This window comes from Enterobacter cloacae complex sp. OE43NF, from assembly GCF_023544405.1.
GTDB classification, from domain to species: domain Bacteria; phylum Pseudomonadota; class Gammaproteobacteria; order Enterobacterales; family Enterobacteriaceae; genus Enterobacter; species Enterobacter cloacae.
Window position 1 is genome coordinate 1 of sequence record NZ_JAMJFW010000049.1, and the last position, 23,735, is coordinate 23,735.

Sequence of the window (23,735 nt, forward strand, 5' to 3'; positions counted from 1 at the left end):
TCGGCTGGCAATATATTTGCCAGCCATTGCCGTAATTTTATTTGAGAGCTGAATGATGAAATACAGTGCATTTTCGATCATCATTGCTGGCTTTCTTACGCCTCTTCCACTGGCCGCCGTTGAATTTAATATTAACGCTATCGATAAAGATCAGCGCGGCAATGTTGATTTATCCCAGTTCAAAGATAAGAACCACGTTGCGCCGGGTCATTATTTCCTTAACGTTGCAATTAATAATACACCACTCGCTAACAGCTGGCAGTTAGCCTGGTATAAAAAAGACGATACAACGGAAGTCTGCATTCCGTCCGATCTGGCGGACACTTTTGGTCTGGACGATAAATACCGCAGCATGCTGACGGTTAACGCGGGCTGTGTCGACTTTTCCCCGCTGCCGCAGGTTCGTTTCGAGTTTATTCAGGCGACGCAAACGCTGGAAGTCACCCTACCTCAGGCCTGGCTACAGTACCGTTCCACCAACTGGATGCCGCCCGCGACCTGGGACAACGGTGTCTCAGGCGTGCTGCTGGATTACAATCTGTTTGCCAGCCGCTATCAGCCCGATGAGGGGTCAAGCAGCGATAACGTCAATACCTACGGGACCGCTGGCGCCAACCTGGGCGCCTGGCGACTGCGGGGAGATTATCAGTACGCCCTTAACCGTACGGAAGGGAGGTCGCAGAGCGACGGGCGCCTTTCTCGCGCCTACCTTTTTCGCCCTCTGCCTGCATTCGGCTCAAAGTTCACGCTGGGTGAGTCAGATTTTCAGTCGGATATTTTCGACGGATTTTCCTACACCGGAGCCTCACTGATCAGCGACGAGCGTATGCTTCCCTGGTCTCTGCGCGGCTACGCGCCACAAATTTCTGGTATTGCTCAGACGAATGCCACCGTGACCGTCAGCCAGGCGGACAGAATTATCTATCAAACCAAAGTCCCACCGGGCCCTTTCGTCATCCAGGATATCAACCAGTCCGTACAGGGAACGTTGGACGTCACCGTCGCCGAAGAAGACGGTCATACCAGCACCTTTCAGGTTTCTGCTGCCTCTGTGCCTTTCCTGACGCGAAAAGGCCAGGTTCGCTATAAGCTGGCGGGCGGTAAACCCCGTCAGGACAGCTCGCATCAGGTCGAAAGCGAGGCCTTTTTAAGCAGCGAATTCTCCTGGGGCGTCCTGTCCCGGACCTCCCTGTACGGTGGGATCCTGAACAGCGGTAATGATTACTGCGCGCTGGCGGCAGGTATCGGGCAGAACATGGATATGCTGGGCGCGCTGTCATTTGATGTCACCCAGGCCAGCAGCCAGCACGAGGGGGAAGCAAAGCAGACGGGATACAGTTACCGCATCAACTACAGCAAGCGTTTCGACACCACCGGGAGTCAGCTCACGCTTGCCAGCTACCGCTACTCCGACAGCCGCTTTCTCAGCTATGCCCGCTTTCTTGAAAAAGACCGGGATAACGCGGAAACGGAAAAACAGACGCTAAGCATCACTGCCAGCCAGTACATCCCCGCCCTGTCGCTAAACCTTTACCTTGGTATGCTGCGCCAGACCTGGTGGGACAGAGCCCCCTCCACCACCGGCACACTCACGGCAGGATACAACTTCGACCTTGGTCGCTGGAAAAATCTTGGCGTGACGGCCTCATGGAGCAAAACACATTATCAGGATCAAGGCGATGACACGCAGGTTTACTTCTCTTTAAGCATTCCCCTCGATCCGGATCATCGCCTCAATTACGATCTGAGAAACAGCGACACGACGCGTCAAACGCTCTCCTGGTATGACTCTTCAGACAGTAACAATACCTGGGGGATATCCGCTGGTACCGAGAGCAAAAAAACTGATGCCGGGGCGCAAGTCAGCGCGAATTATCAGCACTATGCCGGGACGGGAGATCTGAACCTGTCCGGAAGCTACAAGGCCCATGACTACCGTTCCGTCAGCGCGAGCTGGAACGGCTCGTTTACCGCAACCGCCCACGGGGCGTCGCTTCATCGCCGGAGCTACGGCAACGAACCGCGCGTGATGGTCAGCACGGAAGGAATCGGCAATATACCGCTGAATATGTCCCGCGATGCCACCAACATGTTTGGTATTGGCGTCCTGCCCGCCTTTTCGAGCTATATGCCCGCCAGCGTACAGGTCAATCTGAATAACCTGCCAGAGGGTGTCGATGTCGATAACCACGTCATTCGCTCCACCTGGACCGAGGGTGCAATCGGTTATCGGCTGATTGCCTCCCGTCAGGGTCAGGATGTTGCCGGGATCGTGCGTACCGCCAGCGGCACGCCGCCTCTCGGCGCCCAGGTGCGCGAGCAGGATTCAGGCAAAGAGGTGGGCATTATCGCCCAGGACGGACATATCTGGCTGGGGGCGGTAAAAGCTGAACAGCACTTTATCGTCACCTGGGGAGACGATCAGCAGTGTCATTTCTCCCTGCCAGCCTCTCTCGACAACACCACGCAGCTGATGCTGCCCTGCCAGTAACTTATCACTATGAAATCATACGTTTATTTAGCAGCACTCCTGTTTTGTGGCTCCAGCGTCTCGCAGGCGGCAATTAACCTGGACAGGACGCGCATCGTCTTTGCCGAAAGCGATAAAGCCAGCAGCCTGACCATTGAAAACCAGAGCAAATCGCTTCCCTACCTTGCCCTCGCCTGGGTGGAGGATCGGGACGGGCGCAAAGAGGACACCCATTTTATGGTCCTGCCGCCTATTCAGCGCATTGAACCCGGCGCCTCGTCACAGGTGCGGATCGTGAAACAGGCCGCGACGCAACAGCTGCCGGAGGATCGGGAAACGCTGTTTTATTTCAATCTGCGTGAAGTGCCGCCCAAAAGCGGGAGCCTGAAAGAGGAGCGCAGCGTCATGCAGGTGGCTATGCAGAGCCGCATAAAGTTGTTCTGGCGGCCGGAAAGCATTCGTAAAAAAGCAGGTGAAGAGACGGAGATGCAGCTGTCGGTGACGCTGTCGGGCAAAACCATGCGCCTGAAAAACCCAACGCCCTATTTCATTACGCTGGCATGGCTGAGCAATAACGGAAAAACCATGATGCCAGGCTTCGACAGTCTGATGATTAGCCCGTTTGCGACCAGTACGCTGACGCTGAGTGAAACAGAAGGAACGGGCTACAGCATAGGTTATATTGATGATTATGGTGCGCTACGCAAGGTCAATTTAACCTGTACCGGGTCAACACCATGCACGCTAACGCCGCGCAAGGCAGGGCAAAATGCGACATCTCGCTAAGCTTTTCCTTTTAATGCTGGTGATGTGCCCCCTTAAGCAGGCGCTGGCGCTGAACTGCTACCTTGGCACACAAAATGGCCCGGTGGAGCAAACCAAAACGGTGTCAGAATTCTCAATCCCCAGCACAGCCAGGGTTGGGCAAAAGATTTGGGAATCCAGCGATATCAAAATCCCCGTGTATTGCGACAGAAATACCGCGTCAAATCATGAGAACGAAGACGTCTTCGCCTGGGTGAACCCTTATCCGTCGGTGTCGGATCCTTACTACGAGCTCGGTGTAACCTACGAGGGTGCAGATTACGATGCCATCGGGCAAACCTACGGCGTGGATACCCGTCAGTGTCTGGACAACAACAGCCTGAGCAAATACACGGCCGAACAGTTAAAAGCAATGGGCTGGGAGAAATACATCTGTTCGGGGAATGCGTGGGATGTACATACCTCACGAACCTTTGCGGCACGCTTCAGGCTGTATGTTAAGCTCAAAGCGATACCGCCTCAGGGCTACGTCAGCACGCTTGGTGATTACATCGTCGTGCAGTTTGACGGCAAAGGCGGCGTAAATGCGCTTCCTGATGCCAAAAACCTCAAATACCACATTAACGGGCTGGAAAACATCAGGGTACTGGACTGCGGAGCGACGTTCAGTATTTACCCTGAAAATCAGGAGATCGACTTTGGCACCTTCAGCGCACGTGACATCGTCAATCAGGGCACGCGTACGCGAACGTTCTCGGTTAAAACCAGTAAAGTACAGGATGCGCAGTGTTCAGACGGATTTAAGATCGACTCGTCGTTCTATACCGATAGCGAGCTGACGGCCAGTGATACGGCGTTGCTGATTGGTAATGGCCTGAAGCTGCGCATTCTTAACGGCACACAGCCCTACACCTTCAATCAGTATGACGAGTACGCTGATTTTACCGGTTCGGTGCTGCATTTCGAGACCACGTACACCGCTGAGCTTTCACGTGCAGAGGGAAAGGGTATCTATTCTGGCCCTTTTGAAACGGTCGTGCTGTTTAAAATTAACTACCACTAGAGACAAAAAAGCCGGGTTTCCCCGGCTTTTTCATTCGTGCACCGTTCAGCTGGCTTTGCGCTCGTGCGCCTGACGGTACTCGATCAGATCTTCAATTGTCACGACCGGCATGTTGTGCAGGCGTGCAAAGGTAATGCACTCTGGTGCGCGCGCCATGGTGCCGTCATCGTTGGTCAGTTCACACAGTACGCCCGCAGGTTTGAAGCCTGCCAGCGTCACCAGATCGATGGTCGCTTCAGTGTGGCCACCACGGGTCAGCACACCGCCCGCCTGCGCACGCAGCGGGAAGACGTGGCCAGGACGGTGCAGGTCGGATGGCTTGGCGTCATCGGCAATTGCTGCACGGACAGTAGTCAGACGGTCAGCCGCGGAGACACCGGTAGTCACACCATGCGCGGCTTCGATGGTCACGGTAAAGCCGGTACCAAAGGCGCTGGTGTTGTTTTCGACCATCATCGGCAGCTCGAGCTGCTTACGGCGGTCTTCGGTAATACACAGGCATACGATGCCGCTGCCGTGACGGATGGTCAGTGCCATCTGCTCAACGGTCATGTTTTCGGCGGCGAAAATCATGTCGCCTTCGTTTTCACGGTTTTCATCGTCAAGCACCATCACGCCGCGGCCTTCGCGCAGGGCATCCAGTGCATGTTCAACACGTTGAGTTGAAGTGCCAAAAGAGGAAAGTAGCGTCTGATTCATGGTAAAAAAACCTCATTAACATTATGGTTACCAGAATCAGGGCAGTCTTAGGAGCGCCGTATAAGCGGCAAAAAGATAACGTGAGCGGGCCCATGCCCGACTGGATCGTTACTCTCTCCCATCCGGACTTTAACCGTCGGCCCCGGAATTACACCGGATCTGCTGACCTTTGAGAGTTCACCCAAAGCGCTCGCGGGCTTTCAGCATGACGCTGATTTACCGCCGGTGGGGAATTTCGCCCCGCCCTGAGAATAAGCGAGATAACTATAACGCTATTGATTAACCTGGGCAATGCATAAGCTTCAAACAAATCTGCTTTATCCTGGAGCATGACGCGCTACAATGTTCATCAACACCGTCTTATCAAGGGAAGCCACTATGATTGACCCGAAGAAAATTGAGCAAATTGCGCGTCAGGTTCATGAGTCCATGCCAAAAGGTATTCGTGAATTTGGTGATGACGTTGAGAAGAAAATCCGCCAGACGCTGCAGGCGCAGTTGGTTCGCCTTGATTTAGTGAGCCGCGAAGAGTTTGACGTGCAGACACAGGTTCTGCTGCGCACCCGTGAAAAGCTGGCGCTGCTGGAACAGCGTCTTACCGAGCTGGAAAACCGCAATACCCCGGAAGAAGTGAAGCCGGCACCAGCGATACCGCCGGTGGATGACCAGGCCTAAGTGCGGCCTGATGCCCTCACCCCAGCCCTCTCCCACGGGGAGAGGGTGAAATAACGGGCCAACTGGCCCGTTTTTTACTGACTGTCTTTCTGGATCTTTTTGATGATGTTGGTGGTTGAACACCCGTCCTCAAAGTTGAGCACCATCACTTCACCGCCGTTGGCCCAGACCTCTTCGCTGCCCGCGATTTGCTCCGGTTTGTAATCGCCGCCTTTCACCAGCAGGTCAGGCAGAATGCCTGCAATCAGGCGCTGAGGCGTGTCTTCTTCAAACGGCACAACCCAGTCCACCGCTTCCAGCGCGCCGAGCACAATCATACGCTGCTCCAGCGGATTCACCGGACGCGTTTCGCCCTTCAGACGTTTGGTCGAGGCATCGCTGTTCACCGCCACAATCAGACGATTGCCCAGCTTGCGTGCATTCGCCAGATAAGAGACATGGCCCGCGTGCAGAATGTCGAATACGCCGTTGGTCATCACCACTTTCTCACCGCGTTTACGCGCGGCGGCAACGGCCACTTTCAGCTCTTCTTCCGTCATGACGCCAAAACCGGTATCGGCGCGGCCGCGCACGGCGTTTTCCAGTTCGATTGGCGAAACGGTAGAGGTCCCAAGTTTACCGACAACCACGCCCGCCGCAGCGTTCGCGAAGTAGCACGCTTCTTCGAGGGAGTTACCCGCCGCCAGCGTTGCCGCCAGTACGCCAATCACCGTATCACCGGCACCGGTCACGTCATAGACTTCCTGCGCCTGGGTTGGCATATGCAGCGGCGCCTTGCCCGGCTGCAGCAGCGTCATCCCCTGCTCGGAGCGGGTCACCAGCAGTGCAGACAGCTCGAAGTCAGCGATGATCTTCATACCGCGCTCGACGATCTCCGCCTCCGACTTGCACTTGCCCGCCACCGCTTCAAACTCAGAGAGATTAGGCGTCAGCAGCGTTGCGCCGCGATAGCGCTCAAAGTCAGTGCCTTTCGGATCGATCAGTACCGGCACATTGGCTTTACGCGCCAGCTGGATCATCTGCTGTACGCTTGCCAGTGCCCCTTTGGCGTAATCAGACAATACCAGCGCGCCGATATTGCCCAGCGCCTGATTAATGCGCTCGTGCAGCGGCTCAGGATCCACCCCCTCAAACCCTTCTTCAAAGTCGAGGCGGATCAGCTGCTGGTTACGCGACAACACGCGCAGCTTGGTAATGGTCGGGTGCGTCGGAACAGAAACGAAATCGCACTTCACGTTCACGTCCGCCAGCGACTTGCTCAGCGCACGCGCCGCATCGTCGATACCGGTGAGGCCCACCAGACGCGAATGCGCGCCCAGAGAAGCAATGTTCATCGCCACGTTTGCCGCGCCGCCAGGACGCTCTTCAATGGTATCGACCTTAACGACCGGTACCGGTGCTTCCGGGGAGATACGGCTGGTCGGCCCATACCAGTAGCGATCAAGCATTACATCGCCGACAACCATAACTCCAGCACGTTCAAACTCTGGCAGTGTTACTTTCATTCCTGACTCCAGAAAGATTCACAATTTGCGCGCGATGATATCACACTTGTTTTGTTACGCACGGTTCCACCAGCCACTTCTGCCAGCTCGCTTTCACCTGGTCGCGTTCACGGGTAAAGCAGTCGAGCGCCACATGGCCCGGCTGTTCCTGCAAGGCGAGGTGGTGCAACTCATCGCGCAGCGTGGTGTAGGCGCGGGTTAAAGCCTGCGCCTCCTGCTCATCCATGATGTCGTTTTGCGCAAGCAGCTCCAGAATGCGCACATTATCCGACCAGCGGGTCAGCTTCGGCTTGTCATGCGCGTGCAGGAGCACCAGATACTGGGTGATAAACTCAATGTCGGTAATGCCACCCTCATCGGCTTTAATATCAAACCGATCGCGGTGTTTATTGCCCAAATGCGCACGCATTTTTTCACGCATTTCGCGCACTTCGGTCTGCAACTTACTGCCTTCACGCGGGGTGGTCATCACCGCTTTACGAATGGCATCAAACTGCGTTTTTAACTGCGGATCGCCATACACCACGCGGGCGCGCACCAGCGCCTGATGCTCCCACGTCCAGGCTTCGTTTTTCTGATAATCGGCGAAGGATTCCGTTGAGGTCACCAGCATACCAGCCGCGCCGGACGGGCGCAGACGGGCATCCACTTCGTACAGAATCCCCGATGACGTGCGGGTGCTGAACAGGTGCATAATGCGCTGGGCCAGACGCAGATAGAACTGGCGCCCGTCAATTTCACGCTCGCCGTCGGTCATCACGTCTGCCGGGCAGTCGTGCAGGAAGATTAAATCCAGATCGGAGCTGTATCCCAGCTCCCACCCGCCGAGCTTGCCGTAGCCCACCACGGCAAAACCGCGGCCTTCTCGTTCACCAAGATGCTTCGGCTGGCCGTAACGCGCCACCATCTGGATCCACGCCTGGTGCACCACCGCATCGATGATCGCTTCCGCCAGCCAGGTTAAGTGATCGCTCACTTTCATCACCGGCAGCGTTTCGGCAATATCAGCCGCCGCGACGCGCAGCATCTGGGCCTGTTTGAACTGGCGTAGCGCTTCCAACTGCTGCTCTTCATCTTCTTCCGGCACGCGCAACAGATACTGGCGCAGCTCATCGCGGTAGGCATCGGTCGCCGTCGGCTGATAGAGGGTATTAGGATCGAGCAGTTCATCCAGCAGCAGCGGGTAACGCGCCAGCTTGTTGGCCACCATCGGTGACGCCGCGCAGAGCGTAATCAGATGCTTCAGCGCCCCCGGGAATTCGCTCAGCAGTTCAAGATAGGTGGTACGCGTAATAATGCCGCTCAGCAGCGGCATCATGCGGGAAAGCGGCACCGGGGCGTCGGCACGGGAACAGACATCGCTCAGCAGGTGCGGCATCAGGTGATCCAGCACCTGGCGACCGCGCGGACCTATGGCGCGCTTGTTGAGTTCAAGGCGGAAATCGGCGATCAGCGCCACCACCCGATGGCGATCGTCGTCGCTCAGGTGCGCCAGCACGGGCGTGGTGTCATCTTCCTGCAGGGCATCCTGCCACAATTCACGCCAGTGTTCAGAGAGCGTATCGTCCTGCGATTCGCTTTCATCATCGCCAATCAGCTCGTTAAAGATACGGCGCACGCCTGCCATATGCGCCTCCAGCCGTTCGGTCAATGCGGCCCAGTCGTCCACGCGCATGCCCCAGGCCAGACGCGCCCGGTTCAGGTCATCCCCCGGCAGGGTCTGGGTTTGCTCGTCATTGATGCTTTGCAGCAGGTTTTCCAGACGACGCAGGAACAGGTATGCCTCACGCAGGGTTTGCGCGTCCCCCTCTGGCAGGAGATGGAGTTGCTCAATCGCCGACAGCGTCGGGAGCAACGAGCGGGATTGCAGCGACGGCTCGCGACCACCGCGGATAAGCTGGAAGACCTGGACAATAAACTCGATTTCACGAATGCCACCCGCGCCGAGCTTAATGTTATCTTTCAGCCCACGACGGCGTACCTCACGGGCGATCATCCCTTTCATGTTACGCAGGGACTGGATCACGCTGAAGTCGATATAGCGACGGAACACAAACGGGCGCAGCATGGCGCGTAGCTCGTTGGCGTAAGCGTCGTCGCTGTCACCCATGATCCGCGCTTTGACCATCGCGTAACGCTCCCAGTCGCGCCCCTGCTCCTGGTAGTAATCTTCCAGCGCCGCAAAGCTCAGCACCAGCGGGCCGCTGTCGCCAAACGGACGCAGACGCATATCCACGCGATAGACAAAACCGTCCTGCGTCGGCTGATCCAGCGCCTTGATCAGACGCTGGCCAAGACGGGTGAAGAACTGGGCATTGTCCAGTTCACGACGGCCTCCGCGCGTGGAGCCGTTCTCCGGCCAGGCAAAAATCAGGTCGATATCGGAGGAGAAGTTCAGCTCGCAGCCACCCAGCTTGCCCATCCCCAGAATCAACAGCGGCTGAGGAACCCCTTCCTCGCTGCACGGCGTACCCCACTCTTTACAGCAGGCGGCGTAAAGCCAGTCTCGCGCAGCGACAATCAGCGTCTGCGCCAGCTCGCTCAACTGCTGGAGCGTGCTCTCTTCGCAGACCAGCTCAAGCGCCTGCGCCCAGGCAATGCGCACCATCACCCGGCGGCGAAACTGGCGCAAAACGCGCATCAGCGTGGCTTCATCCGCCACCTCAGCCAGCGCGCTTTGCAGCCAGCCTGCATAATGCCGCCACTCGTCAGCCTGCGGCGGGGCGTTTTCAAGCTCCACCAGCCAGTCCGGGTTAGCAGTAATACTTTCCTGCACAAAATCACTGAACGTGAGCACGCATTTTGCCTGCTCGCTTAACGATGACGCCGGTAATGACTCAGGCAGACGTTCGCAAACGGTCTGCCACTGCTGCTGTAACTGCGAAGAAAGCGGCATTATAGGGGTTCCTTGCCAGAGTTAACGTTTTCCGCTGTGCAGCCAGAATGGCTCCTGCGAAATGGCCTCGTTGCGGAAATGCTCAATCTCAATATGCTGACGGGTTTCGATGGCATGTTTCAGCCCCTGCCAGTTTTCCAGCCATGCCTGCGTTTTGACGTCATCATAGGCGCCCGACAGCAGTAGCATGCAGTCGATGTTGCGCGTCAGACGGATCAGCTGGTCGCCGTACTGGTCACCCAGCGGATAAGCAAAGGTGGTTTTCAGCTCTGCGGCATGGCGGGAGAGGTGGATATCCGCGAAACGTTTGAAGTTTTCTGCGATTTTGGTCTGGGCTTTCGCGTCCAGGAAAGTGCGCCAGCCGCGCGTCACCAGAAACTCGGTCAGCGCCAGTTTGGCGGCCGCGGTTTGCGGGCTGTAGATCGCCGTTTGCGCAGACACATCAGAGAGCATCAGCGTTTCAGTTTGCGTCAGCAGATCGCGTAAGTGAGCACTTGCTTTGCGAGGCACGATGCCGCCAAACAGCATCAGGGTATGACGAACCAGACCGATAGCAGCCAGGACGTGGGCTTTTGCGTTTTTCACATTACGCACCCAGAGCTCTTCGTGGTACTGCCACTGCGAAAGCGCCAGCTCCAGAGCCGCCTCCATGCCCTGCTCAACGCTGGTTTTTGGGGCTACGCGTAACACAGGGGTCTCTTTCAGCGCCCGTGGCGCATTGCCGGCGGCCAGATGATAGCCGCGGGCGGCTTTGCTGAGGCTGCCCTGACGTAAGCCTGACTGACTCACTAGCTTACGCGCCAGCTTCAGCACATCGTTCGTCTCGCCTTCCAGCAGTTCAAGCTCCAGTTCGCAAATTGGCTCCTGGTATTCCCCCGCTTTCACCTCGCCCAAATCAAGGGCGATTTCAATGCGGCTTTTGCCTTCCGTTACCAGCCATTTCTCGCGCCAGAAATCAGTGCTGAACAGCGGCTGCACCTCAGCTGCCAGGGTGGATGGCAGTTCGCCGTTTGGCCACACTTCTGCCGGAAAACGTTCCAGCTCAAGTTCTGGCTGATTGATGTCGATATTGTATTCGGGGCGCTGATGCAAACCGCCCACAACGCGACCGGCGATTTTCATCGTCATCTCGTAGCGCCCGTTCGCGCCGCGGATGCGCAAGCCCATATCATGACGACGCAGCCAGTTGTCCGGCGTTTCGTAATAGATATTGAGCAGCTGTACGGGTTCATGGTGTTCGCCGGACAGCGTTTGCAGATGCTGGCGGAGCGCGTCAACGCTGTCTTTTTCGACGATAAACTTTAATTCGATCTCTTGTGCCATAGCCTTGTACTTTTGCGTGCGTCACAGACGCGTCGATGAAGGCGAACTTCCTCGCCATTTGTTTGTCAGTACATAGTATTTTGCGCCAAATTGCCACGCAATGAGCAATTTGACGGGCGTAAAAAGTTTGCAGCGGCGGCGATCGGGACACAGATGATTCTGATTGATGACGAATCCTTTGCGTAGAGACACTGATGCCACTACTATCGTTCCACTATTTATGAAAATAACGACTGATATGCTTAAATTACGCCTGATTGGACTTACTTTACTCGCTTTTAGCGCCGCGACTGCGGTCCACGCTGAAGAAAAGCGTTACGTTTCTGACGAACTGAACACCTGGGTACGTAGCGGCCCCGGAGATAATTATCGCCTCGTGGGTACGGTAAATGCCGGCGAGGAAGTCACCCTGTTACAGACCAACACCGAGACCAATTATGGTCAGGTTCGCGACAGTTCCGGCCGTACCTCCTGGATCCCCCTGAAAGAGCTGAGCACCGTGCCAAGCCTGCGCACCCGCGTGCCAGATCTGGAAAACCAGGTGAAAACCCTCACCGACAAGCTGAACAACATTGACGGTACCTGGAACCAGCGCACCGCTGAAATGCAGCAGAAAGTCGCGCAGAGCGACAGCGTGATTAACGGTCTGAAAGAAGAGAACCAGAAACTGAAAAATGAGCTGATTGTGGCGCAGAAGAAGGTGAATGCCGCTAATCTGCAGCTCGATGACAAACAGCGCACCATCATCATGCAGTGGTTTATGTATGGCGGTGGCGTGCTGGGCGTCGGCCTGGTGCTGGGTCTTGTTCTGCCACACCTGATCCCAAGCCGTAAACGTAAAGACCGCTGGATGAACTAATTCGTCTTCTCTGCCAGACTTACGTATTATCTTGCCAAAAGAGAAAACGGGAGTGTAGGGCGTGAAGAGTTATCTGGTCGGTGGTGCGGTACGTGATGCGTTGTTAGGTCTGCCGGTCAAAGATAAAGACTGGGTGGTGGTAGGCGCCACCCCCGAAGAGATGCTTAACGCGGGCTACCAGCAGGTAGGCCGCGATTTTCCCGTGTTCCTCCATCCGCAAAGCCGGGAAGAGTACGCCCTGGCGCGTACGGAGCGTAAATCCGGTTCCGGCTATACTGGCTTCACTTGCTATGCCGCGCCCGACGTCACGCTGGAGCAGGATCTCCTGCGTCGCGATCTCACCATCAACGCGCTGGCGCAGGACGAGAACGGCCAGATCGTTGATGCTTATGGCGGCCAGGACGATCTGCGCAACCGTCTTTTACGTCACGTCTCCCCGGCGTTTTCGGAAGATCCGCTCCGGGTGCTGCGCGTGGCGCGCTTTGCCGCACGTTACGCCCATCTCAGTTTCCGTATTGCCGATGAGACGATGGCACTGATGACCGCCATGACCAAGGCGGGTGAGCTTGAACACCTGACGCCAGAGCGCGTCTGGAAAGAGACGGAGAACGCCCTCACCACCCGCAACCCACAGGTCTTTTTCCAGGTGCTGCGCGACTGCGGCGCCCTGAAGGTGCTGTTCCCGGAGATAGACGCGTTGTTTGGTGTGCCTGCCCCGGCGAAATGGCACCCGGAAATCGACACTGGCGTGCACACCCTGATGACGCTCAGTATGGCGGCCATGCTCAGCCCGGAGGTGGACGTGCGCTTCTCGACGCTGTGCCACGATCTCGGTAAAGGCTTAACGCCAAAAGAATTCTGGCCTCGTCACCACGGGCACGGCCCGGCTGGAGTGAAGCTGGTCGAGGGGCTGTGCCAGCGCCTGCGGGTGCCGAACGAGATCCGCGATCTGGCGAAACTGGTGGCCGAGTTCCACGACCTTATCCACACCTTCCCGATCCTGAAACCGGCCACCATCGTTAAGCTTTTCGATAACATCGATGCCTGGCGTAAACCCCAGCGCGTCGAGCAGATCGCGCTCACCAGCGAGGCTGACGTGCGCGGGCGCACCGGGTTCGAAGCGTGCGACTATCCGCAGGGGCGCTTGCTGCGCGCCGCGTGGGAGGTGGCCAAAGCCGTGCCAACCAAAGAGGTCGTCGAAGCAGGATTTAAAGGCCCGGAAATTCGCGAAGAGCTGACGAAACGGCGGATTCAGGCGGTATCAGAGTGGAAGGAAAAGCATTGCCCTCAGCCAAAAGACTGAGGGCAGCAGGTCAGAAGAAGACCACGTAAACCGCAGCCGCGACGATAAAGCGGTAGATCGCGAACGGGATAAACGAGATACGCTTAATCAGTTGCAGGAAGGTTTTAATGGCAATCAGCGCCACGATAAAGGCGGTGATAAAGCCCACGGCGAACATCGGAATATCGCCCGTGGTGAGAAAACCAATGCTTTTGTAGAGGTCCAGCGCGGTGGCGCCCATCATCATCGGCACCGCCAGCAGGAACGAGAACTCAGATGCCGCGTAACGGCTTACACCCATCAGCATCCCGCCGGAAATCGTTGCTCCTGAACGGGAGAAGCCCGGCCACAGCGCCAGACACTGGAAACAGCCAATGATAAAGGCCTGGCGATACGTCATATCATCCAGACCTTCTGCGCGCGGCGTTTTTGGCTTCAGCACTTCCGCCGCAATCAGCAGGAAACCACCGACCACCAGCGCGTACATCACGTTAATCGGGTTAAACAGCGATTTGATGGTGTCGTGGAAAACCAGCCCCAGCACCACCGCCGGGATCATCCCGAGCAGGATATGAATCAGCGTCAGACGGCCCTTGCTCTCTCCTTCACGCTGTGGCAAACGCCCGAAGTGGATGCCGATCAGCCCAAACAGACGACGCCAGAACATCACGACCACAGCCAGAATGGACCCCAACTGAATGACCACCTCGAACGTCTTTGCGGTATCGCCTTCAAAGCCCAGCAGGTGGCCAACAATAATCATATGGCCCGTACTGGAAACCGGCAAAAACTCCGTCAATCCTTCGACCACACCCAGAATTGCCGCCACCAGCAGCGAGTGCATATCGCTCATCTATAAACCCCTAAAAAAATATAAAAAAAACGGTCGCCCCAACAGCTACCGTGAAAGATACAGCTTTAAGACCGATATAACCTAAAATGGTTTAGCTATTATGACGTTAAATCTTTCCTTTCAGATTTGTGCCACGCTCGATGATGACCCCCACATTGGCGGCACGCGCCACCGCGCCCGGCTTACTCAGCTTAATGCGCACCCACGGCGAGTTGAATTTGGTCAGCAGTAACTCTGCCACCTCTTCTGCCACGCGCTCCACCAGCGCAAAACGCTGCCCTTCAACGTGGGCGATGACCGTTTCACTGATGTCGGCATAGCTCAGACAGTCATTCACGTCATCACTTTTTGCCGACTTGCGGTTATCCCAGCCCATTTCGATATCGAACACCAGCTTCTGCTCGATGGTCTGTTCCCAGTCGTAAACACCAATAGTGGTGATTACCGAAAGTTGCTCTATAAATACAATATCCATCACGACCTGCCTGCTTTTTGGCTAAACCGGATACCACTTCCGGTGAATTATGCGTATTATCCACAGATGCTGAGAATACAGATACATTTTCAAAACGGAACAGCGTTATGAGTGCAATCGCGCCTGGAATGATTCTCCTCGCCTACCTTTGCGGCTCAATCTCCAGCGCCATTCTGGTCTGCCGCGTTGCCGGGTTACCTGACCCGCGCGAAAGTGGCTCCGGGAATCCGGGAGCGACCAATGTACTACGAATTGGCGGCAAGGGAGCAGCCGTAGCGGTTTTGATTTTTGACGTTCTGAAAGGGATGTTACCCGTCTGGGGCGCGTATGCGCTGGGCGTGACCCCGTTCTGGCTGGGGCTTATTGCCATCGCCGCCTGTGTCGGCCACATCTGGCCCGTATTCTTCGGTTTTAAAGGTGGCAAAGGCGTCGCGACGGCCTTTGGTGCCATCGCGCCCATCGGCTGGGATCTCACCGGCGTGATGGCAGGCACCTGGCTGCTGACTATTCTTCTGAGCGGCTATTCGTCGCTGGGCGCCATCGTCAGCGCGCTGATTGCCCCATTCTATGTCTGGTGGTTTAAACCCCAGTTCACCTTCCCGGTGTCGATGCTCTCCTGCCTTATCCTGCTGCGTCATCACGATAATATTCAGCGTCTGTGGCGACGTCAGGAGACCAAAATCTGGGCGCGGTTAAAGCAGAAGAAGAGAGAGACGCGGTAGGGTTTTATTTACTTTTAGTGGAATTGTTCCGTTCACTTTATGACCAACAGAATATGACGTTCCGGAACCCGTGAACGTGATAAGGGGGCCACCGCGGCCCCCTTATCAATCCCCGCGGCCCCGCGACGAAATCGGTGCTTCGCACTGCGCTCACCTCACGACCCGCTGCCTGCGGTCGGCTCAACTCGACATCCTGTCTCGATTCGCCTCTGGCCGCCATCCCTGGCGTCCAGCCCTTGTCATCCGGTCTCCGGTTCGCCGATTTCAGCGGGGACTCAACACCCGTGCCACATTCAAACTGCTGAGAAGGTTGAGGAAACGCCTGATCCGGCTGAAAATCGCTGAGGCGTTGACTGAAGGCCGGGGCGAGGCGCATGGATGCGCCAAGAGGGCGTGACCTACATGGATGTAGGATCACGCCCGACCCGATAGCCGGAGGGAATAAGCCGAAGGGACCGCGCAGCGGCGATTTTCTTTGCCGGGAGCCGGGATTGTTAAGGGGGCGGCGGGAGCCCCCTTAACACGTTCACCGCAGCGGGATACCCATAAAGCAGAAAAGCCATAGTGAACGGAACCCTTCCACCGCAGCCCCAAAATACAGGCCTCCATCCATAAGCGACTCATATGACAGCCTTCATTTCCGCCAGGGCATACTGAAACGTATCTCCCGGGCGCGCGAATGGAAGCACCATGTTAGCAACTCAGGTCACTGATAGTTCGTACAAAGGCTGGCAGGCCTCGCTTGACCTGCGGTTTTGCCACACGCCTGAGAAAACCCTCCTCCATGCCGCGCACCACGTCGGGCCGCTCACGGTACAGCGTCCGTTCTACCCCGAAGGGGAAACCTGCCACCTTTATCTGCTGCACCCGCCGGGCGGTGTGGTGGGCGGTGACAGGCTGGATATTACCGTAAGTCTGGACGCCAATAGCCACGCGCTTATCACCATGCCCGGCGCCAGTAAGTTCTATCGCAGCAGCGGCCCACAGGCCCGCCTTAACCAGCACTTTTATCTCAATGAGGCATCCACGCTGGAGTGGCTGCCGCAGGATACCATTATCTTTCCCGGCGCCAATGCCGCGCTGCGCTCCGTCTTCCACCTGAAGGCCTCCAGCACGCTGCTGGCGTGGGAGCTGTACTGTCTGGGTCGCCCGGTGATCGGCGAGACCTTCAGCCACGGCACGCTGGAGAGCCGCCTTGAGGTCTGGGTGGATGACGAGCCACGTCTGATTGAGCGTCAGCATCTCAGCGACGGCGATCTTACCCCTGTTGCCGGGCAGCCGTGGCTCGGCACGCTGCTGTTCTATCCGGCCGGAGAAACGCACCTCGACACGGCGCGTGAGCTGCTCGCACCACTGAATACCTTTGCCGGGGCGACGCTCACTGACGATCTGCTGTCGGTGCGTTTTCTCTCCCACGACAACCTGATTTGCCAGCGGGTGATGCGCGATATCTGGCAGTCGCTTCGCCCGCTCCTCACCAACAAAACCGCCTGTTCGCCGCGTATCTGGCAGACATAAGAGAAACGTTATGGAACTGACCCCCAGAGAAAAAGACAAGCTGTTGCTGTTCACCGCCGCGCTGGTTGCCGAACGCCGCCTTGCGCGCGGGGTAAAGCTCAATTACCCGGAATCGGTCGCGCTGATCAGCGCCTTCATTATGGAAGGCGCGCGCGATGGCGAAACCGTCGCCTCGCTGATGGAAGCGGGCCGTCACGTCCTGACGCGTGATCAGGTGATGGAAGGCGTACCGGAGATGATCCCGGATATTCAGGTGGAAGCCACCTTCCCGGACGGGTCAAAACTCGTCACCGTGCATAACCCGATCGTGTAAGGAGCGCGTGATGATCCCAGGCGAATACCAGATCCAGTCCGGCAATATTGCCCTCAACGTCGGGCGAGAAACCCGGCTTATCATCGTCGAAAACCACGGCGACCGGCCTATCCAGGTGGGATCGCACTATCACTTTTACGAGGTGAATCCGGCGCTGAAATTTGACCGGGAAGCCACCCGGGGCTTTCGGCTGAATATCCCGGCAGGCACCGCGGTGCGGTTCGAACCCGGCCAGAAGCGCGAAGTGACGCTGGTGAAGGTCACCGGGGCGCAACGCATTTTCGGTTTCCGGGGGGACGTGATGGGAGAAGTGAAAAATGGCTGAGATTTCGCGCCAGGCTTATGCCGATATGTTCGGCCCCACCACCGGCGATAAAGTGCGTTTAGCCGACAGCGAGCTGTGGATCGAAGTCGAAAACGATCTCACCGTCTACGGCGAAGAGGTCAAATTCGGCGGCGGGAAAGTGATCCGCGACGGTATGGGCCAGGGGCAGATGACCGCGGATGACTGCGTGGATCTGGTGCTGACTAACGCGTTGATTGTCGATCACTGGGGGATCGTGAAAGCGGATATCGGCGTGAAGAACGGGCGGATCTTCGCCGTTGGCAAAGCCGGTAACCCGGACATTCAGCCCGGGGTGACGATCCCGATCGGTGCCGCCACGGAAGCGATCGCCGCCGAAGGAAAGATCGTCACCGCTGGCGGGATCGACACTCACATCCACTGGATCTGCCCGCAGCAGGCCGAAGAGGCGCTGGTTTCCGGCGTCACGACGATGATCGGCGGCGGTACAGGTCCCGCGGCAGGGACCAACGCCACCACCTGCACGCCGGGGCCGTGGTATATCGCCCGCATGCTGCAGGCTGCCGATACCCTGCCGGTGAATATCGGCCTGCTGGGTAAAGGCAACGGTTCTAACCCGGATGCCCTGCGCGAGCAGATAGCCGCCGGGGCCATCGGGCTGAAGATCCACGAAGACTGGGGCGCAACGCCTGCGGCCATCAACTGCTCGCTGGAGGTGGCGGAAGAGATGGATATCCAGGTGGCGCTGCACAGCGACACACTGAACGAATCCGGTTTCGTCGAAGACACGCTGGCGGCCATCGGCGGGCGCACCATCCATACCTTCCACACGGAAGGGGCCGGTGGCGGCCACGCGCCGGATATTATTACCGCCTGTGCGCACCCGAATATTCTGCCCTCCTCCACCAACCCGACCCTGCCCTATACGGTCAATACCATCGATGAACATCTCGATATGCTGATGGTCTGCCACCACCTCGACCCGGATATCGCCGAGGATGTGGCTTTTGCCGAATCGCGTATTCGCCGGGAAACCATCGCTGCGGAAGATGTGCTGCACGATATCGGCGCATTCTCGCTGACCTCCTCTGATTCCCAGGCGATGGGCCGCGTGGGCGAAGTGATTCTCCGCACCTGGCAGGTGGCGCACCGCATGAAGGTGCAGCGCGGCGCACTGCCGGAAGAGACTGGCGATAACGACAACTTTCGCGTGAAGCGCTACATCGCCAAATACACCATTAACCCGGCGCTGACGCACGGTATCGCCCATAAAGTGGGCTCCATCGAAGCGGGCAAGCTGGCGGATTTAGTGGTCTGGTCCCCGGCGTTCTTTGGCGTGAAACCCGCCACCATCGTCAAGGGTGGGATGATCGCCTGCGCTCCGATGGGGGATATCAACGCCTCTATCCCCACGCCGCAACCGGTCCATTATCGTCCGATGTTTGGCGCACTGGGTGCCGCGCGTCACGCCACCCGGCTGACGTTTGTCTCGCAGGCTGCGGCCGCGCAGGGGATAGCGCAACAGCTCAATCTGCAGAGCGCCACGGCGGTGGTCAAAGGCTGCCGCACGGTGAAAAAGGCCGACATGATCCACAACGGCCTGCAGCCAAATATCACCGTCGATTCGCAAACCTATGAAGTGCGCGTCGACGGCGAACTGATAACCAGCGAACCGGCTGACGTTCTGCCGATGGCGCAACGCTATTTCCTGTTTTGAGGAGTGATGATGATCTATTTAACCCAACGCCTGGACCATGCGCATCCGATTACCGCCAGCGTCACGCTGCCGATTGACGTGCGGGTGAAAAGCCGCGCCCGCGTGGCGCTGAACGACGGGCGCGAAGCCGGGCTCATGCTGCCGCGCGGTTTACTGTTGCGCGGCGGCGACCTGCTCTGTAACGAAGACGGCAGCGAAGTCATCGAAGTGATTGCCGCCCCGGAGTCCGTCTCCGTGGTGCGCTGCGACGATCCGTTCCTCCTCGCTCGCGCCTGCTATCACCTGGGCAACCGCCACGTGCCGCTGCAAATCATGCCCGGCGAGTTGCGCTATCACCACGATCACGTCCTCGACGACATGCTGCGCCAGTTTGGGCTGGCGGTCACCTTCGCCAGCCTGCCGTTTGAACCTGAAGCAGGGGCCTACACCAGCGAGGCCCACAGCCATAGCCACTCTCACGCTCATTCACATTAAGGATTAATCATGCGTAAGTATTTACCCCTGTTACTGCTGGCCTTTTCCCTGCCTGCACTGGCACATCCGGGACACGGTGCCGACAGCTTCCATGCTGGTTTTTTCCACCCGCTGACCGGACTTGATCACCTGCTGATGCTCGCCGGTGCGGGCGTCCTCTCCGCGCTGAGCGGCCGCAAGCTGCTGCTGCCTTTTGCCACTCTCGGGATGATGCTTGTCGGTGCCATTGCGGGCAGCCTGCTCGGCGGCTTTAGCGGCATGGAGATGCTGATTATCGCCTCGCTGGGCGTCTGCGGCGTGATGATGTTTAAAAATGAAAATCGTCTGTTGCTGGCGGTGCCTGCCCTGGCGATGTTCCACGGCTGGGCGCACGGGGTGGAGATGTCCGGCCACAGCTTCTGGCTCTTCACCAGCGGCTTTATGCTGGCCAGCGCCACGGTGCTGTGCGCCAGCTTCGCCGCCGGATTACTGCTGCGCCGTCACGACGGACTGCGTAAAACCTTTGGCGGTGGGCTTATCGTCTCTGCCCTGCTGGCGCTGATGAGCTGATGGAGCTCGCCCGCCAGCGGCTGCGTCTGATGCAGCTCTCCAGTAGCAGCCTGCCGGTCGGGTCGTTTACCTGGTCGCAGGGGCTGGAGTGGGCCGTCGAGACAGGCTGGGTTACCGACGCAGAGGCGTTCAAAAACTGGCAAACCCTGCAGATGGAGCAGAGCTTTTTCTGCGTCGACCTGCCGCTATTTGCCCGGCTCTACCGGGCCTGTGAAGAGGGCGATCTGGCGGCAGCAAAACGCTGGACGTCATACCTGCTCGCCTGTCGGGAAACCCGTGAACTGCGGGAAGAAGAACGCAATCGCGGCGCCGCCTTTACGCGGCTCATCAAAAGCTGGGAGCCAGACTGCCCGTCCCTCTGGCAGCCGCTGTTTATGCAAAGCCAGCTCAGCGGCATGGCGTGGCTCGGCGTGCGTTGGGGTATTAGCGCGCACGAGCTGGCCCTGAGTCTGGGCTACAGCTGGATTGAGAGCGCGGTAATGGCCGGCGTCAAGCTGGTACCGTTTGGGCAACAGGCCGCACAGCAGCTGATTATCGAACTCAGCGACCATTTTGCCGCCGGGTTTGAACAGGCATTTTTACGTGACGATGAGGCACTGGGCGCGGCGACGCCGCTTTCCGCCATCGCCTCTGCCCGCCACGAAACACAATATTCACGGTTATTCCGTTCCTGAGGATGCAACATGGCTGATTACAAACATCCCCTGCGCGTTGGCGTGGGCGGCCCGGTCGGTTCGGGCAAAACCGCGCTGCTGGAAGCGCTCTGCAAGGCGATGCGCGACACGTATCATCTGGCGGTAGTGACGAACGATATCTACACCAAAGAGGATCAACGCATTCTGACCGAAGCGGGCGCACTTGAGCCGGAGCGCATTGTGGGCGTAGAGACGGGCGGCTGCCCGCACACGGCCATTCGCGAAGATGCCTCGATGAACCTGGCCGCGGTGGAAGCGCTCAGCGAGAAGTTCGGCAATCTGGATCTGATCTTCGTCGAAAGCGGCGGCGATAACCTGAGCGCGACCTTCAGCCCGGAGCTGGCGGATCTGACGATCTACGTTATCGACGTCGCCGAAGGGGAGAAGATCCCGCGCAAGGGCGGGCCGGGGATCACCAAATCCGATTTTCTGGTGATCAACAAAACCGATCTCGCGCCGTACGTGGGTGCCTCGCTGGAGGTGATGGCGCGCGACACCAACCGCATGCGCGGCGAGCGTCCGTGGGCCTTTACCAACCTGAAGGCGGGTGACGGCCTGGCAACGATTATTGCGTTTCTGGAAGAGAAAGGGATGCTGCGGATCTGAAAAAAGGCCTGGCGCAATGCCAGGCCGTGAGGGTTATTTACAGCTGTTACTGGAAGAACCCTGCTCGCGCCACGCGCCCCACTGGCCGCCGGTTCCCGGGGTTTCCTGACCCGGGTTGACATACCACTGGTTGAACCAAATTTTACCGTTGTAAGAGACTTTGGTGCATTTGGTCGGGTAAGCGATTTTGGCGTTATAGGCCGGTGCGGCAGGTTTTACCGGCGTGTCATCTTTTGCCGGGGTGTCGTCTTTCTCGGGTACCGCCGGCTTAGTGACCTTAATGGTCATGCTGTCCGTCGCGGTCCGGCCATCTGCGCCGGTTGTGGTCAGTGTGAAGACCGCTTCTCCCTCGCTGTTGGCAGGAATAACGGCATAAGCATGCGCGCTATCCACGCTCTTCACCAGCGTGCCGTTCAGGTTCGCCTCCAGCGAGAAGGTTTCCGCCCCTTTTGTCACGCTCCAGTTATACGATTTGGCATTCAGGCTCTTGCTGCCATCCAGCGGGTAGGTGCTCACGCCCGTGGTCGGAGAGACCATGGTGTAATCCGCGCCTGCCGCAGCGGTTGGGGCCGGAGCGACAGGGGTGTTACCGTCTTTCAGCGCCATAATACGGGCTACCGCACGCTCCATGTCAGGCTGTGTCCCCACTTTTGCCGAATCCCCGTTCGCCAGCGGCGTACCGGTCTCCGCCAGAATCTGACGCATCTGACGCGGTGTCACGGTAATACCGTTGGCTTTGGCGATGCCTGACAGGCTTGCTACCACACCCGCAATAATCGGGTTCGCGGAAGAGGTTCCGGCAAAAGTCGCGGTATAGGAATCGTTAGCGCCAGCGTTTTTATACAGATCGCCATAACCGGTGGTCACCACATCCCAGCAGCCCCAGGCAGAACTGGTAATGCGCGAGCCATAGGAGCTGAACGAGGCTTTTTTACCGTCTTTCGCACAAAACGCACCCGCCAGAATAGCCCCGGAGTCCCGGACATTCACGTCATACTCCCCCCGGAACCCTGGGCTGTCCATGTTGATATTCCCGTTACCTGCTGCCTCAATAACGTGAACACCTTTGTCGGTCAGCGCCTTAATAATATCGTAATAGGCGGTCTGGGATTCCATTGCGACCCAGCAATCCTTCTGACAACCCGATGGATAACCACCCGCAACTTGTATCCCGATCTGCACCACATCACCCGCTTTTAGCTGGGGGATTAAATTATAGAGGTTATTACTCGCGGAGGCCGCATACCCCATCCGGCTTTTCCAGGCTAAACCGCGAATACCGGTGCCCATATCTTTCGCCGCCATAATCCCCACTGAAGCGGTGTCGTGATCATTGTTTGCAACATACGTCGTCTTGCCTGAGCTGAGGCTCATCGGCGGTAAGTTGGCATGGCTGGTATTCCAGGCATCAATCTCCGCCGAAATAATCGTTACCCCTTCACCCGCACTGCCTGCATAGCGATCAACACTGTCGCGGTTGACGCCCCCCATATAATAACCGGTGCGCTTAACATCCGGCGCTTTGAGATAATCCTGCTTATTGCGGAAATCCGGAACGGCGGCAGACGTTAAATTATCATTCAGTGAGGACTTTAACTGTGGCGTAAGGGCCGTGTCATCCAGCGATACCGGCTCGGCTTCCGGGTACACAAACTCTACGTTCTGATTTTGCTCAAGCTCGGTGATAATATGGTTAATATATGTTTTATCCTGACTTTTATCTTTCGGTAACTCGATGCGCAGATAACGGTCAAAACCATAGCGTTTATTAAGCTCCGTCAATTCAGAGGATTGAGTAGAACTACGCAAGTTAGTCGGACGGAACATATTTGTTGTTGTCAGGGAAGCGTCGCTCAAGGTAATTTTATTGTTTGTGGCTTTTAACAGACCTGACGTCGGTTTTAGCTTGAGCACAATTGCGGTGTAGGTGGCATTATCCTGTGCAAATTCATTTTGCACCAGAGTTTCAGCC

The 23,735-nt window shown here is 57.4% G+C and carries 22 protein-coding genes and 1 riboswitch; of the genes, 15 read left to right on the plus strand and 7 right to left on the minus strand.

Annotated elements, in window-relative coordinates; genetic code table 11:
* The first annotated feature begins 55 nt into the window (after positions 1–55).
* From M8370_RS18850 to M8370_RS18860, 3 genes are read left to right on the plus strand one after another with little or no spacing between them, the layout of a single operon-like run.
* On the plus strand, positions 56–2,491 hold the full coding sequence (locus M8370_RS18850) for a fimbria/pilus outer membrane usher protein (RefSeq protein ID WP_250021590.1): 2,436 nt from the start codon (positions 56–58) through the stop codon (positions 2,489–2,491).
* A 9-nt stretch (positions 2,492–2,500) separates the two neighbouring features.
* Positions 2,501–3,256 (plus strand): fimbrial biogenesis chaperone, encoded by a 756-nt coding sequence (locus M8370_RS18855; RefSeq protein ID WP_250021583.1) that lies wholly within the window; start codon positions 2,501–2,503, stop codon positions 3,254–3,256.
* Entirely contained in the window at positions 3,240–4,298 is a 1,059-nt protein-coding gene (locus M8370_RS18860; protein ID WP_061771890.1) for a fimbrial protein, read from the plus strand. Before M8370_RS18855 ends, M8370_RS18860 begins: the two co-directional genes overlap by 17 nt.
* A gap of 45 nt (positions 4,299–4,343) precedes the next feature.
* On the opposite strand, the gene ribB is transcribed toward M8370_RS18860, so the two are convergent.
* Complete coding sequence (gene ribB, locus M8370_RS18865; RefSeq protein ID WP_008502964.1) at positions 4,344–4,997, minus strand: 3,4-dihydroxy-2-butanone-4-phosphate synthase; 654 nt, start codon at positions 4,995–4,997, stop codon at positions 4,344–4,346.
* Positions 4,998–5,103: 106 nt separating this feature from the next.
* A riboswitch (FMN riboswitch) is annotated at positions 5,104–5,254 on the minus strand.
* 121 nt (positions 5,255–5,375) lie between these two features.
* Here ribB and ubiK point away from each other — a divergent pair.
* A complete protein-coding gene (ubiK, locus tag M8370_RS18870; RefSeq protein ID WP_013098757.1) occupies positions 5,376–5,672 on the plus strand; it encodes a ubiquinone biosynthesis accessory factor UbiK in 297 nt (98 codons plus the stop codon).
* Between the two features lie 74 nt (positions 5,673–5,746).
* Here the strand turns inward: ubiK and hldE are convergent, their stop codons facing one another.
* From hldE to M8370_RS18885, 3 genes are read right to left on the minus strand one after another with little or no spacing between them, the layout of a single operon-like run.
* Positions 5,747–7,177 (minus strand): bifunctional D-glycero-beta-D-manno-heptose-7-phosphate kinase/D-glycero-beta-D-manno-heptose 1-phosphate adenylyltransferase HldE, encoded by a 1,431-nt coding sequence (gene hldE / locus M8370_RS18875; protein WP_250021584.1) that lies wholly within the window; start codon positions 7,175–7,177, stop codon positions 5,747–5,749.
* A gap of 40 nt (positions 7,178–7,217) precedes the next feature.
* Positions 7,218–10,076: a bifunctional [glutamate--ammonia ligase]-adenylyl-L-tyrosine phosphorylase/[glutamate--ammonia-ligase] adenylyltransferase gene (glnE, locus tag M8370_RS18880; protein WP_250021591.1), complete on the minus strand. Its 2,859-nt coding sequence runs from the start codon at positions 10,074–10,076 to the stop codon at positions 7,218–7,220.
* Between the two features lie 18 nt (positions 10,077–10,094).
* Positions 10,095–11,396, minus strand: coding sequence for a CYTH domain-containing protein (locus tag M8370_RS18885; RefSeq protein ID WP_250021585.1), 1,302 nt, complete (start codon positions 11,394–11,396; stop codon positions 10,095–10,097).
* Positions 11,397–11,634: 238 nt separating this feature from the next.
* Between M8370_RS18885 and M8370_RS18890 the strand changes: the two genes are divergently transcribed.
* Entirely contained in the window at positions 11,635–12,255 is a 621-nt protein-coding gene (locus tag M8370_RS18890) for a TIGR04211 family SH3 domain-containing protein (protein WP_013098761.1), read from the plus strand.
* Positions 12,256–12,316: 61 nt separating this feature from the next.
* A complete protein-coding gene (locus M8370_RS18895; protein ID WP_045902672.1) occupies positions 12,317–13,558 on the plus strand; it encodes a multifunctional CCA addition/repair protein in 1,242 nt (413 codons plus the stop codon).
* A 10-nt stretch (positions 13,559–13,568) separates the two neighbouring features.
* Here the strand turns inward: M8370_RS18895 and bacA are convergent, their stop codons facing one another.
* On the minus strand, positions 13,569–14,390 hold the full coding sequence (gene bacA / locus M8370_RS18900; protein ID WP_014833310.1) for an undecaprenyl-diphosphate phosphatase: 822 nt from the start codon (positions 14,388–14,390) through the stop codon (positions 13,569–13,571).
* Positions 14,391–14,496: 106 nt separating this feature from the next.
* Entirely contained in the window at positions 14,497–14,865 is a 369-nt protein-coding gene (gene folB / locus M8370_RS18905; protein WP_013098764.1) for a bifunctional dihydroneopterin aldolase/7,8-dihydroneopterin epimerase, read from the minus strand.
* 107 nt (positions 14,866–14,972) lie between these two features.
* On the opposite strand from folB, the gene plsY reads away from it, so the two are divergent.
* The 9 genes from plsY to ureG all read left to right on the plus strand — a co-directional run bounded on the left by plsY (position 14,973) and on the right by ureG (position 21,763).
* The gene (gene plsY / locus M8370_RS18910; RefSeq protein ID WP_250021586.1) at positions 14,973–15,587 is read left to right on the plus strand and encodes a glycerol-3-phosphate 1-O-acyltransferase PlsY; all 615 of its coding nucleotides are present in this window, start codon (positions 14,973–14,975) and stop codon (positions 15,585–15,587) included.
* Between the two features lie 690 nt (positions 15,588–16,277).
* Positions 16,278–17,105 carry an urease accessory protein UreD gene (locus tag M8370_RS18915; protein WP_250021587.1) on the plus strand — a complete coding sequence of 276 codons (828 nt, stop codon included), beginning with the start codon at positions 16,278–16,280 and terminating at the stop codon, positions 17,103–17,105.
* 10 nt (positions 17,106–17,115) lie between these two features.
* Positions 17,116–17,418, plus strand: a complete 303-nt coding sequence (locus M8370_RS18920) for an urease subunit gamma (RefSeq protein ID WP_003862556.1) — start codon at positions 17,116–17,118, stop codon at positions 17,416–17,418.
* Positions 17,419–17,428: 10 nt separating this feature from the next.
* Positions 17,429–17,743: an urease subunit beta gene (locus M8370_RS18925; RefSeq protein ID WP_013098767.1), complete on the plus strand. Its 315-nt coding sequence runs from the start codon at positions 17,429–17,431 to the stop codon at positions 17,741–17,743.
* Positions 17,736–19,439, plus strand: coding sequence for an urease subunit alpha (gene ureC, locus M8370_RS18930; RefSeq protein ID WP_250021588.1), 1,704 nt, complete (start codon positions 17,736–17,738; stop codon positions 19,437–19,439). The genes M8370_RS18925 and ureC overlap by 8 nt, the downstream gene beginning before the upstream one ends.
* Positions 19,440–19,448: 9 nt before the next feature.
* Complete coding sequence (gene ureE, locus M8370_RS18935) at positions 19,449–19,913, plus strand: urease accessory protein UreE (protein ID WP_020689459.1); 465 nt, start codon at positions 19,449–19,451, stop codon at positions 19,911–19,913.
* A gap of 9 nt (positions 19,914–19,922) precedes the next feature.
* Positions 19,923–20,462, plus strand: a complete 540-nt coding sequence (locus M8370_RS18940) for a HupE/UreJ family protein (RefSeq protein ID WP_047023581.1) — start codon at positions 19,923–19,925, stop codon at positions 20,460–20,462.
* Positions 20,462–21,136 (plus strand): urease accessory protein UreF, encoded by a 675-nt coding sequence (locus M8370_RS18945; protein WP_205918516.1) that lies wholly within the window; start codon positions 20,462–20,464, stop codon positions 21,134–21,136. The genes M8370_RS18940 and M8370_RS18945 overlap by 1 nt, the downstream gene beginning before the upstream one ends.
* Positions 21,137–21,145: 9 nt before the next feature.
* Positions 21,146–21,763 carry an urease accessory protein UreG gene (ureG, locus tag M8370_RS18950; protein WP_023620524.1) on the plus strand — a complete coding sequence of 206 codons (618 nt, stop codon included), beginning with the start codon at positions 21,146–21,148 and terminating at the stop codon, positions 21,761–21,763.
* Positions 21,764–21,796: 33 nt separating this feature from the next.
* On the opposite strand, the gene M8370_RS18955 is transcribed toward ureG, so the two are convergent.
* On the minus strand, positions 21,797–23,722 hold the full coding sequence (locus tag M8370_RS18955) for a S8 family peptidase (protein WP_250021589.1): 1,926 nt from the start codon (positions 23,720–23,722) through the stop codon (positions 21,797–21,799).
* Positions 23,723–23,735 lie beyond the last annotated feature (13 nt).